The organism is Clostridium sp. UBA2485 (assembly GCF_002341865.1).
Lineage (GTDB): Bacteria > Bacillota > Clostridia > Clostridiales > Clostridiaceae > Clostridium_J.
The window spans coordinates 34585-47745 of sequence record NZ_DDOV01000020.1; the positions used below are offsets into that span (position 1 = coordinate 34585).

At 28.6% G+C, this 13161-nt stretch carries 12 protein-coding genes; 11 read left to right on the forward strand and 1 reads right to left on the reverse strand.

The window, feature by feature from the left end; translation table 11 throughout:
• Nucleotides 1-198 precede the first annotated feature (198 nt).
• The 11 genes from yqfC (at nt 199) to ppdK (ending at nt 11595) form a co-directional block, all read left to right on the forward strand.
• On the forward strand, nt 199-483 hold the full coding sequence (yqfC, locus tag B3603_RS02730; protein ID WP_291560472.1) for a sporulation protein YqfC: 285 nt from the start codon (nt 199-201) through the stop codon (nt 481-483).
• Nucleotides 476-1621 carry a sporulation protein YqfD gene (gene yqfD, locus B3603_RS02735; RefSeq protein WP_291560474.1) on the forward strand — a complete coding sequence of 382 codons (1146 nt, stop codon included), beginning with the start codon at nt 476-478 and terminating at the stop codon, nt 1619-1621. Before yqfC ends, yqfD begins: the two co-directional genes overlap by 8 nt.
• Nucleotides 1622-1657: 36 nt before the next feature.
• Nucleotides 1658-3769, forward strand: coding sequence for an HD family phosphohydrolase (locus B3603_RS02740; protein ID WP_291560476.1), 2112 nt, complete (start codon nt 1658-1660; stop codon nt 3767-3769).
• A 3-nt stretch (nt 3770-3772) separates the two neighbouring features.
• Nucleotides 3773-4279: an rRNA maturation RNase YbeY gene (gene ybeY / locus B3603_RS02745; protein ID WP_291560478.1), complete on the forward strand. Its 507-nt coding sequence runs from the start codon at nt 3773-3775 to the stop codon at nt 4277-4279.
• A 181-nt stretch (nt 4280-4460) separates the two neighbouring features.
• Entirely contained in the window at nt 4461-5159 is a 699-nt protein-coding gene (locus tag B3603_RS02750; protein WP_291560481.1) for a diacylglycerol kinase, read from the forward strand.
• 93 nt (nt 5160-5252) lie between these two features.
• Nucleotides 5253-5651 carry a cytidine deaminase gene (locus B3603_RS02755; protein ID WP_039632124.1) on the forward strand — a complete coding sequence of 133 codons (399 nt, stop codon included), beginning with the start codon at nt 5253-5255 and terminating at the stop codon, nt 5649-5651.
• Between the two features lie 11 nt (nt 5652-5662).
• Nucleotides 5663-6547 carry a GTPase Era gene (gene era, locus B3603_RS02760; protein WP_291560484.1) on the forward strand — a complete coding sequence of 295 codons (885 nt, stop codon included), beginning with the start codon at nt 5663-5665 and terminating at the stop codon, nt 6545-6547.
• A gap of 17 nt (nt 6548-6564) precedes the next feature.
• The gene (gene recO, locus B3603_RS02765) at nt 6565-7323 is read left to right on the forward strand and encodes a DNA repair protein RecO (RefSeq protein ID WP_291560486.1); all 759 of its coding nucleotides are present in this window, start codon (nt 6565-6567) and stop codon (nt 7321-7323) included.
• Nucleotides 7324-7344: 21 nt separating this feature from the next.
• Nucleotides 7345-7896, forward strand: coding sequence for a DUF4342 domain-containing protein (locus tag B3603_RS02770; protein ID WP_291560488.1), 552 nt, complete (start codon nt 7345-7347; stop codon nt 7894-7896).
• Nucleotides 7897-8246: 350 nt separating this feature from the next.
• Nucleotides 8247-8879: a helix-turn-helix transcriptional regulator gene (locus B3603_RS02775; protein WP_291560604.1), complete on the forward strand. Its 633-nt coding sequence runs from the start codon at nt 8247-8249 to the stop codon at nt 8877-8879.
• Nucleotides 8880-8958: 79 nt separating this feature from the next.
• A complete protein-coding gene (ppdK, locus tag B3603_RS02780; RefSeq protein WP_291560490.1) occupies nt 8959-11595 on the forward strand; it encodes a pyruvate, phosphate dikinase in 2637 nt (878 codons plus the stop codon).
• A gap of 366 nt (nt 11596-11961) precedes the next feature.
• On the opposite strand, the gene B3603_RS02785 is transcribed toward ppdK, so the two are convergent.
• Nucleotides 11962-13032, reverse strand: a complete 1071-nt coding sequence (locus B3603_RS02785; RefSeq protein ID WP_291560492.1) for a CotS family spore coat protein — start codon at nt 13030-13032, stop codon at nt 11962-11964.
• Nucleotides 13033-13161: the final 129 nt, after the last annotated feature.

The window sequence follows — 13161 nt, forward strand, 5'->3', positions numbered from 1 at the left end:
TTTGAAGTTTAAATATTAATTAAAAAATCGTGACAAAGTTACGATTTTTTTCTTTAAAGTAATTTATTCTGATAAGTAATCATAAAATTTAACATATATATTAGCCTTAATTTATATAAGGCATCTTCAAAAAATAAAAAGTCAGTATGTTAGATTATTTTATTTCAGATACCTAAACAAAAATAAGAGGTGATTATTTTGAATAATAAATTACAAAATGCCACAGAGCGCTTAGCTAATAAGTTAGATATTCCTAGAGAAGTAATAATGGACATCCCTAAAATAACAGTAGTATCAAATAATGAAATTACTATAGAAAATCATAAAGGTATTATTTTATTTGAAAAAGAAATGGTTAAAGTAAAATCTTCAATAGCTGTAATTACAATTTTAGGCGGAAACTTTGAAATTATATTTGTAGGAGGAAGTACAATAGTTTTAACTGGAAAGTTTAAATCTATTGAATATGGAGAAAATGAATAATATAAAAAAATATGGTAATGGAATATTAGTTATAGAAGTTCAAAGTTTAAAGCCGGAGAAGTTCATAAATTTTTTGTGGAGAAATGATGTTGTAATTAAAAATGTTAAAAGAAGAAGTTTAACAAACTACACTATGGAAATAAGTTTAAAAGATTATAATGCTGTTTTAGAAGGAGCAGCAAAGACTAATAGTAGAATTAAAGTTTTAAAGAGAAAGGGAGTTACTTTTAAGCTTTTAAAACTTAAAAGAAGAAAAACTTTAGTAATAACTTTAATATTATTTATAGGTATTTTATATTATCTAAGTAGTTTTATATGGAAGGTAGAGATAATTACAGATAAGTATTTATCGCCTTTTGAAATAAGAATGTTACTTAAATCTTATGGAATAGATAGGGGAACATTTAAAAAAGATTTTGATGTATATAAATTAGAAGAAAAAATTATAGAAGACAATGATGAAGTAATGTGGGTTAAAGCTAGGATAGAGGGCTCTAAATTAATGGTACAAGTGGCAGAACGACAAGCCCCTCCTAAAATTAGAGAACATAAAACTACAGGAAATATTGTAGCTTCTAAAGATGGTGAAGTGGATAGAATATTCTCAACAGCAGGCACGACTATAGTTGAACCAGGTAAAATTGTAAAACAAGGAGATTTATTAATAAAATCGGAGCAAGGCAAAGAAGGAAAAGAATATAATGTTAAAGCGGAAGGTACCGTATATGCTAAGACTTTTTATGAAGAAAGTAAAGAAGTACCTGAATATACATTAAAAAGAGAAAGAACTGGCAAGGTGTCGAAAAGCTATTATATAAAATTTAAGGATAAAAAATTTTATATAAGAAATGGCTTAAAGGACTTTGAAAATTATGATAAAATAGACAATAACAAGGGAATTATAAAAACTGAAACTTATTATGAGATAGTGGAAGAGAAAGTACCAACTGATGTAGATGAAGTGGTAAAAGAACTAAATAGAAATATAATTTTAAATCTTGATAAATCCGTAAGTATATTAGAAGTAATACCTGAGATTAAAAAAATGGAAGATAATTATGTAGTGAACTTATTAGTAATAGCAGAAGAAAATATTGCTATTGAAGAAATTGCTGATAAAGAAGAAGTTTTAGAGTAGATTTTTAGAAACTAGAGAAAAGAAAGTTGGGATGTAATGAAATATTCTAAGAAGAATAAAAGAGTTAAGCTACCTAAATTGTCTCAGAGAGGTATCTTTGTTGTTACTACTTTAATAATTTATTTTATACTTAGCACTTCAATGATTACAGAAACTTATGACTTAGAAGTGGGAGATATAGCTAAGAGTGATATAAAAGCACCTAAAGATATTCAAGATCAGATCTCCACGGAAAGGCTTATTGAAGACTCTGTAAAACATATTCAAGATGTATATACCTATGATGTAAACATAAGCAAAGTAGCAGTAAAAAATATTGAAGATTTATTTGAAACTGTAGTTAAAATTAACAAGCAATATTCTCTGAGTACAGTATCGGAAGCTAATAAGGCCAATATGGAAGAAAAAAGACTTCAAGAGCTAAAAAAATCATCAAAAATTTCTAATTTATCTGACGAAAATTACGCCGCTTTACTTTCTTTAGATGAAAAACAACTGGATGAATTAAAAACTTTTTTAATAAGTACAACTAATAAAATTTTTGATGAAGTAACTATACATGAAAATAGGCCTGAGGATATAGTTTTGGCACAAGGAGTAATAACTACAAAATTTAACAATTCAAGATTTCCTAAGAATGTTAAGGAATTAGGAATGGCCATAGGATATTCGCAAGTCAAGCCAAATTTTTTTATTGACTATGATAAAACAGAAGATCTAAAAGAGGAAGCTAAAAAAGCAGTAAAGCCTGTTATAATAAAAAAAGACCAAATCATTGTAAAAGAGGGTGAACCGGTAACAGGTGCTCAAATTGAAGTGCTAAAAGAATTAGGGTTATTAAATAAAGACAAGTCTTTAAGATTAAATTTTCATATAAGTTTACTTATATTATTGCTTTCTGTAACATTAATACAGTGGTATTATCTAAAATGGAATTGTAAAGAAATTTATAAAAAGTCTAATAAAGTAATGCTTATAAATATTCTTACTTGTATTTCTTTAATACTTGCAAGGACTTTATATATTATATCACCTTATTTAATTCCATTTGCATGTGTACCTATATTATTGTCTATATTAGTTGATGATAAGGTATCTATGACAATTAATGTTTTAAATGCAATATTAATAAGTATCATTGTACGATTCAATGTAGAAATAACTATTATTGCGGTTATAAACTCTGTAGCCGCTCCTATTATATTAAAAAAAGTGCAGCAGAGAAATGATATTTTATATTCATGTATTTATATAGCGGCATTAAATTTTATATTTACATTAACTATAGGATATGCGCTAAGCAATCATATATCAGAGATAATAGTAAAAGCAACAATAACTGCAATGTCTAGTATTATTTCAGGAATATTAGCTATAGGAATGTTACCATTTTTAGAAAATATTTTTGACATAGTAACTAACATTAAATTATTAGAACTTGCAAATCCAAATCATCCGCTTCTAAAAAGATTACTTATGGAGGCACCAGGAACATATCACCACAGTGTACTTGTGGCAAATTTAGCTGAAATGGCAGCAGAAGCAGTTGGAGCGAATGCAGTACTAGCTAGGGTATCTGCGTACTATCATGATGTAGGTAAAATTGAAAGACCATACTATTTTAAGGAAAATCAATTTAGTGGAGATAATCCTCATGACAAAATTTCTCCAAGACTCAGTGCTTTAATTATAACTTCTCATGTTAATGATGGAATAAAGTTAGCTAAGAGTTATAAACTACCTACTGCTATACAAGATGTTATAGCGCAGCATCATGGGGATTCACTAGTTAAATATTTTTATATAACTATGAAAAATCAAAGTTCAAATCCTGATGAGGTACATGAGGAAGATTATAAATATAAAGGACCAGTACCAATAAGTAAGGAAGCTGCTATTGTGATGTTAGCAGATGGAGTTGAAGCTTCTGTAAGATCAATACCAAATCCTACAAAAGAAAAAATAGAACAAATGGTGGATAATATATTTAAAGGAAGGTTAGCAGAAAATCAATTAAATGATTGTGATCTAACCTTTAAGGAACTTCAAAAAATTAAAGAATCATTTTTAAAGGTATTAAAAGGGATTTATCATGAAAGAATTGAATATCCACTAGAGAAATTAAAGTTAGAAGAAAAGAAGGAGTAATAAATGATATTTTTAGATAATAGACAAGATAAAATTGAAATGACAGAAGAACTAGAGAATAAAATAGAAGACATAATTGAATATACATTAAAGGAAGAGGAAGTTAGCATTCCTTTTGAAATAAGTATTATTTTTATAGATAATGAAGAAATTAGAAAAATTAATAAGGAGCAAAGAGACATAGATAAAGCTACGGATGTATTATCTTTTCCAATGCTTGATTACGAAGATGGAAAAATCTTTAAGGAAATGTATTTAAACTACGAATTTGATTTTTGTGATTTAAATGAAGGCAACTTAGTATTAGGAGATATGGCACTATCTCTTGAAAAGGCTGCAGAACAGGCAGATGAATATGGCCATTCCTTTATAAGAGAAGTTATGTATCTAGTAGTACATTCTATATTGCATTTATTAGGATATGACCATATGGAGGAAAAAGATAAAGTTTTAATGCGTAAAAGAGAAGAGGAAATACTGAATAAGTTTAATATTAATCGTCTGAAATAAAATAATGACAAATAGGTTAATATACTGAATAGTCACTTTAGAAAATTTAACTTATACATTATTTTAATTTTCACACAAAAATTTTTCTTCAAAAATGTAAATAATTATTGTCAATTGAATAAAGCAATTTATTGACATGTGGGTTTATCTACATGTCATAATTTTTAAGGTGGTATTGAAAATGAGAGTCAAGAAATTAGTAGATAGCTTTAATTATGCAATTGAGGGAATAATACATACTATAAGGACTCAAAGAAATATGAGAATACATATGATAGTATCTATTTTAGTACTATGCTTATGTTTCTTTTATGACCTAACTAAAATTGAACTTTTAATAACTACGATAACAATAACCATGGTTATTGTTGCAGAAATGATTAATACTGCAGTAGAATGTGCTATAGACGCTACTACTAACTATTATCATCCATTAGCTAAAATAGCTAAAAATGTTGCAGCTGGTGCAGTTTTAATTACTGCATTTAATTCTGTATTAGTGGGGTATATAATATTTTGGGATAGATTAATGCCTTTTACTATAAATATTCTTTTTAAAATAAGAAATTCTGATCCGCATATGATATTTTTAATGTTAGTAATTGTAAGTATTGCAACTTTGGTTGTTAAAGCTATTTATGATGAAGGTACACCGTTAAAAGGAGGGATGCCTAGTGGACATAGTGCTATAGCCTTTTCTATAGCAACAACCATAACTCTACTAACAAATGAACCATTAATTATGATATTGTCGTACTTATTAGCAATTATTGTAGCACAAAGTAGAGTAGATTCTCAGATACACTCCATATTGGAAGTATTATTTGGAGCTGCCTTTGGATGTTTTTTGACATTGCTTTTATATCAATTTTTAGGATAAGTTTATTAAAAAGTTGAAATTATATCATATAGTGGTATAATTTATGTACATTTATTTGGAGATTAATATTTTTATTTATTTTGGAGGTAGTCCATGGAATATAAAGAATTAGTAAAAACAGCAATTAAAGCAAGAGAAAAAGCGTATGTACCATATTCAAAATTTAAGGTAGGAGCAGCAGTTATAACAGAAGATGGTTCAGTTTATGAAGGATGTAATATAGAAAATGCATCTTATGGTGCAACTAATTGTGCAGAAAGAACAGCTATATTTAAGGCTGTATCTGAAGGTCACAGAGAAATAAAGGTCATAGCAGTTGTAGGTGATATGTCCACCTTTACAACTCCTTGTGGCATATGTAGACAGGTAATAGCTGAATTTGCTTCTAAAGATTTAAAAATAATTATAATTAAAAATGAAGATGAATATGTGGTGAAAAACTTAGAAGATATATTACCAGGAGCATTTACTAAAGAGGATTTGCTTAAATAGAGGAGGAAATAATGTTTAAATCAGGATTTGTAACAATTATAGGAAGACCCAATGTAGGAAAATCAACATTACTAAATTATATAATGGGAGAGAAACTTTCCATAGTTTCAAGTAGACCACAAACTACAAGAAACAATATACAAACCATATTGACAAAAGAAGATTCACAAATTGTATTCGTAGATACACCAGGAATGCATAAGCCAAGACACAAATTGGGAGAATATATGGTTAATGTAGCTAAAGATGCCTTAGGTGAAGTAGATGTTGTTTTATTTATAACCACACCAGGTGAAGAAATGAATAAAGGAGATATCCACATATTAGAGCAGCTTAAAGAATGTGATGTACCTGTATTCTTATTAGTAAATAAAATAGATGAAAATCCAAATGAAAGAGTAGCAAAAACTATAGCAGAATATGCTGAGTATTTTAAATTTGAAGAAGTAGTACCTATCTCTGCAATTAATGGCAAGAATGTCGATAAGGTTAATGAGCTTGTAGTTAATTATCTTCCAGAGGGGCCTAAATATTATCCAGAGGATATGATAACAGATCAACAAGAAAGATTCATTGTAACAGAAATTATAAGAGAAAAAGCATTAAGGTTATTATCTCAAGAAGTACCACATGGTATAGCTGTAGAAATTATTTCTATGAAGAAGGATGAGAAAGATAGATACCATATTGATGCTAATATGTTATGTGAAAAAGATTCTCATAAGGGAATTATCATAGGTAAAAATGGCAGTATGTTAAAAAAGATTTCTACTTATTCAAGACAGGATATAGAAAAGTTCTTTGATAATCAGGTAGTACTAAAGCTATGGGTTAAGGTTAAAAAAGATTGGAGAGATAGCCCAATGATGCTTAAGGAGCTAGGATATAAAAAGTAGAGCTTGGAGTTGATTAATTGAGCATAATTAAGACTAGAGCAGTAGTAATAAAAACGCAAGATTATAAAGAAAATGATAAACTAGTTTGGCTTTTTAGTGAAGAACTAGGAAAAATATCTGTTATAGCAAAAGGGGCAAGGAAAAGTAAAAGTAAACTTATGTCTTCTACTTTACCTTTTTGTTATGGAGAATATGTAGTATTTAAAGGAAGAAATCTATATACCTTAAATGAAGCAAAGATAATAGACTCATTTCAACAGATGCTAACAGATTTTGAAATATTAATTTATGGATCTTATTTTAATGAACTTATTGATATTGCCTGTGAAGAAGAAAATTACGGTACGCTATTTAAAGACTTCGTAACTTCTTTTTATCTTATTAAAAATAGTGTAGCAGATTTGGAAATACTAACTAGAACTTTTGAACTAAAATTACTAAGAGCCACAGGATACGGATTAAATTTGGAACAATGTAGTATTTGTGATAGAAAAATTAAAAGTTCTAATTATTTATCCTTTCAATATTATGGTATGGTTTGTAATGAATGTGAAAAAGCGTATGGTATTCACATTACTGCATTGGCTTATAATATATTAAAATTTTTAAATTCTATAGAACTTGAAAAAGTTCCGAGAGTTACTATAAATGAAGAGGCGAAAAAGGAGCTAAATAAAATTTTAAGCTCTATTATAAACGCTAATTATACAAGAAAGCCAAAAAGTCTTTTAATGTTAAAGCATTTTGATTACATTGAAGAAAAAATCCAAAAATAATAAAGAAGGCAGGTATAAAAAATGAGTGAAATAACTTTAGAAAAAATAGATATGCTAAGAGAACGTGTTAACATTACTTATAGCGAAGCAAAAAGAGTACTAGAATTATGTAATGGAGATGTTTTAGAGGCTTTAGTTTATATTGAAGAAGAAAAAAAGAAAAAGAAAAGTGAAAGCTATACTTTTTTAGATAAAGATGAAATTATTGAGTATATTAAATCTTTAATAGAAAAAGGAAATGCTACAAGAATTACTATTAAGAAAAATAATAAAATAGTTTTTGATATTCCTTTAAATGGGGCATTAGCTGTAGGTGCAGTTTCAGTGATCTATCCTAAATTATTAGCAGTTTTGGCTGCAACAGCATTAATTAGTAGAGTAACTATTGAAGTAACAAAAACTGACGGAACAGTAGAAGTTATAAATAAAATGATGAAAAATGTGATGGATGATGCAAGGGATATAGCGACAGATGTTACTTCGGATTTAAAAGAAAAAATAAATAAATCCTTTGGCAAAGACAATAATATTCATGAAACAAACTTTTCTTATAGAGTAAAATTTGATGATTAATGAAGATAGACTTCCTATCTTCATTTTTTTGTGCTATACTTAATATGAAAAGTGTAGCACAAAAGAATTTCGTTCAATTAAAATGCTGAAACAAATAATAAAACAAATGATAAAATGAAATAGGGACTATTTCAGAAAATTTGCACATTTCCGAAAAATATGGTAAAATATATTAACTAACAATTGACAAATTATTAGTTAATTAGAGCAATTTATTGAAATGTAAAAATATTTTATTAAGTATATTACTATGATGAAATATTTATAAAATCTTAATTCATCTTACCTTATGTTTAATTTAAAGATAGCATTAAGTTTTTAGAATTTTAAAGCGAAAGAGGGCGAAAACAATAGAATTTTCACCAAGACAAGAAGAAATAATAAAATTAGTAAAAGAAAATGAACCAATTACCAGTGAAGCACTAGCAGGAAAATTAGGATTAACTCGTTCAGCGTTAAGACCAGACTTATCTATTCTTACTATGATTGGTATATTAGAAGCAAGACCTAAAGTTGGATATATATACTCAAAAAAGACCTCACAAGGCTTTAGTAGTGACTATATAAGAAGTATCAAGGTAAAAGACGTCATGTCAAAACCAGTAGTTGTAACAGAGGACACTACAACTTATAATGCTATTTTAGATTTATTCTTAAATGATGTAGGCACATTGTTTGTAGTGAATGATGGAAATTTAGTTGGTGCAGCATCTAGAAAGGATTTCATAAAAACAGCAATGGGGACAGCGGATATACATAAGGTACCTGTTGGTATTATTATGACTAGAATGCCAAATATAATTATAGTTGAAGAAGAAGATACAGCATATCAAGCTGCTAAAAAAATTATAGAACATGAAGTTGATTGCTTACCGGTGGTAAGAAAGGAATTTATGAATGGAAAAGAAATTCATAAAATTGTTGGGAAAATTTCAAAAACAAATATAACTATGCTTTTTGTAAAAATGGGTGAAGGTAGGTAGAGGAAATTAAAAAAATATTTAAAATATAATTAATTTTCCGCCTATTTAGCTATATATTTTGTTTTAAGGGGTTGTTAAGATGGAAACTAAAAAGTATGTATACCTTTTTAAAGAAGGGAATGCAGCAATGAAAAATCTTCTTGGAGGAAAGGGTGCTAACCTTGCAGACATGACTAGTATAGGCATTCCAGTACCTCAAGGATTCACTGTTACAACAGAAGCTTGTAATAAGTATTATGAAGATAATGAAGTAATCTCAGAAGAAGTTGTTGAACAAATACATAGCAGGATGGGAGAGCTGGAAAAACTTACAGGAAAACAATTTGGTAGCTTAGAAAATCCACTATTAGTATCAGTTAGATCCGGTGCAAGAGCTTCAATGCCAGGCATGATGGATACAATATTAAACTTAGGTTTAAATGATGAAACAGTGGAAATTATGGCTAAAAAAACTGGAAATCCTAGATTTGCATATGATTCATATAGAAGATTCATTCAAATGTTTTCAGATGTTGTTATGGAAATTGAAAAGAAACATTTTGAAGATATTATGGATGAAATCAAAGAAGCAAAAGGTGTTAAACTTGACACTGAGTTAGATGCAGATGACCTAAAAGAATTAGTTAAGAGATTTAAAGAATTCTATAAAAAGGAAAAAGGAGAAGATTTTCCTTCCAATCCGAAAGTTCAACTAATAGAATCTATTACTGCAGTATTTAGATCTTGGAATAACCCAAGAGCTATAGTTTATAGAAGACTTAATGATATTCCATCAAATTGGGGAACAGCTGTTAACGTACAAGAAATGGTATTTGGAAATAAAGGTGAAACATCAGGAACAGGAGTTGGATTTACTAGAAATCCTGCAACAGGAGAAAAGAAAATATTTGCTGAGTATTTAATGAATGCTCAAGGAGAAGATGTTGTTGCTGGTATTAGAACTCCTCATCCTATATCAAAATTGCATGAAGACATGCCAGAAATATATAATCAATTTTTAGAGATTGCAAACAAATTAGAAAACCATTATAGAGACATGCAAGATTTAGAATTTACTATAGAAGAAGGAAAACTTTATTTCTTACAAACAAGAAATGGTAAGAGAACAGCTCAAGCTGCTTTAAAAATAGCTGTTGATTTAGAAGAAGAAGGAATGCTTACTAAAGAAGAAGCTGTTTTAAAAGTTGAGCCAAAACAACTAGACACACTATTACACCCAAATTTTGATAGTGTAGAACTTAAAAAAGCTAATGTTATAGCTAAAGGATTACCAGCATCTCCAGGAGCAGCTTGTGGTAAAGTTTATTTTACTGCTGAAGATGCAAAAGAAGCTCATGAAGATAGAGGAGAAAAAGTTGTCCTTGTAAGACTTGAAACTTCACCAGAGGATATAGAAGGTATGATTGCTGCCGAAGGTATATTAACAGTAAGAGGAGGAATGACTTCTCATGCTGCAGTTGTTGCTAGGGGCATGGGAACTTGCTGTGTTGCTGGATGTGGAGATTTAAAGGTTAATGAAGAAGCAAAAACTTTTGAAGCTTCAGGAGTTGTTTATCATGAAGGTGATTACATTTCAATAGATGGTAGCACTGGTAATGTTTATGCTGGAGCAATAAAAACTGTTGAACCAGAAATTAGTGGATATTTTGGAATATTAATGGGATGGGCTGATGAAATTAGAGCGTTAAAAGTTAGAACTAATGCAGATACACCAAGAGATACAGCTCAAGCTATTAAGTTTGGAGCGCAAGGTGTAGGATTGTGTAGAACAGAGCATATGTTCTTTGATGCTGATAGAATAATGGCAGTTAGAGAGATGATAGTTGCAAAAACTGAAGAGCAAAGAAGAAAAGCTCTAACTAAATTATTGCCAATGCAAAGACAAGATTTTATTGGAATTTATGAAGAATTAGAAGATAGACCAGCTACTATAAGATTCTTAGATCCACCTCTACATGAGTTTTTACCATCAGACCGTGAGGATATAGAAGAATTAGCAAAAGATTTAGGAATAACTTATGAAGAATTAAAGAGTACAATTGATTCATTACATGAGTTTAATCCAATGATGGGACATAGGGGATGTAGACTTGCTGTATCTTATCCAGAAATTGCAGAAATGCAAACTAGAGCTGTAATAGAAGCGGCTATAGATGTTAAAAAGAGAAAAGGTCATAATATAATACCAGAGATAATGATTCCACTTGTTGGAGAAGTTAAAGAATTAAAATATATTAAAGACATAGTTGTTAAAACAGCAGATGAAATAATAGAAGAAAGTGGAATAGAGCTTAAATACTTAGTAGGTACAATGATAGAAATTCCAAGAGCTACACTTACAGCAGATGAAATTGCAAAAGAAGCTGAATTCTTCTCATTTGGAACAAATGATTTAACTCAAATGACATTTGGATTCTCAAGAGATGACGCTGGAAATTTCTTAAAACATTACTACGATAAGAAAATATATGAATTTGATCCATTCCAAAAACTAGATCAAACTGGTGTAGGTAAGCTTGTTAAAATGGCTACTGAACTTGGAAGAAAAACAAGAAATGATTTAAAAGTTGGTATATGTGGAGAACACGGTGGAGATCCATCTTCAGTAGAATTCTGCCATGATATAGGATTAAATTATGTGTCTTGTTCACCATTTAGAGTACCAGTAGCAAGACTTGCAGCAGCTCAAGCACAAATTAAAAATCCAAGAAAATAATATTAAAAAGCGTGGTTTTTACCACGCTTTTTAAATTGAATAAAACTAAGTCTCGATTAATGTTTTCACAAATAAGGTATAATATATATGTATATCATACTAAAAGTAGAAGTATATTAATTTATTGTATTAAAAAGCTGAAGGTGTTTTAATAAATTGACTATTGACAATTGACAAAAGAGAATTATTGATACTTCTCTTTTGTAAGAAAAGCTTTCAATTGATTTCTTTTTTGAAGTGACGTAGCAATTTCTTATAAAGGATTAGCAATTATGTTCCTAACAAAAAAATCTATTAAAGAAATTAGTTTTAATTAAACTAATTTCCACCATAATTGTCAATTGTCCGTTTTCAATTCTTTATTGATTAAAGTTTTGTATTGAATTTTTTTTCAATATAACATTTAAAACCAAAGGAAAAATTTAATTGGTCTTCCATATATATATTAGATTTTTTTAGCATGGATACAAAAGCTTTTCTATTACATTTTGAAATGTTAGCATAGTAATCTCTAGATATTTTCCAATATTTTTGTGGAAAGCTTAAATAAGCTAAAATATATTTATAGTCCTCAAGATTTAAAGGGTTATGTTTTTCATAAGTATTTAAAAAACTTATGGTTAAATCTAAACCCCATCTATTTTTTTCTTTTCTTAAAAGTCTTCTTAGGCAATAGGAGATATCTAGAGCACAGTAATCAATTTTGCATTTGTCAAAATCTATAAGCCATAAATTATCATCTTCATCAACTATAAGATTTTTACTAACATAATCGTTATGGCAAAGTGAAGCTGTTAAATCCTCTTCTTTAATTGTAATTGCTATACTATGAGATATTTTAGCAAGTTTTATGTTAGTATCGAAGTTCTTAAGATAAATCTTAGAGTAGTTATCATGATATTTATATGCTAGGTTAGAATACATAAGCAAATTATTAAAGTGTTTATTTATAGAATTATAAAGACTGCTACATCCAATCTTATTCTTACTACCTAATATAGGTTCAAAATTTTTACTAATGTCATGAACTTTACCAAGATTTGAAGAAGCTAATAATATTTCATAAACTGAGTCAAAGTCGCATTTATCACCATTTACCCAAGAAGTTAATATAAATAACATATTTTCGTAAACAACATATCTGCCGTGATTTGTAGTTGATAATATTCTAGGAACATTTATGTTATGACGATATAACCATTCTATAGCTGAATACACAAAAAGGAGTTCTTCAACAGGATAGTAAACTTTTTTTAGACAATATCTATCTTCACCATTCTCTATCATATAAACAGCTCTTTGCTTGTCAGTATTCTTTAATTTTACCTGTTCCACTATAGCATTATTCAAATTATAATGAGGCAAAACATGTTTCTTTACATTATTTTCAGACAATAATTCTATATTATTTTTATAAATTGTTGCAGTAGTCATCATAACACTCTCCTTTAAACATTACATTATAAGGATATTAAGGAAAAAACATTAATATACATCAATATTAAAAATACTTATAAAAAAGTTTAAATACATAAATAAAGGGTTTTACATTTAAAGAGGCGAATA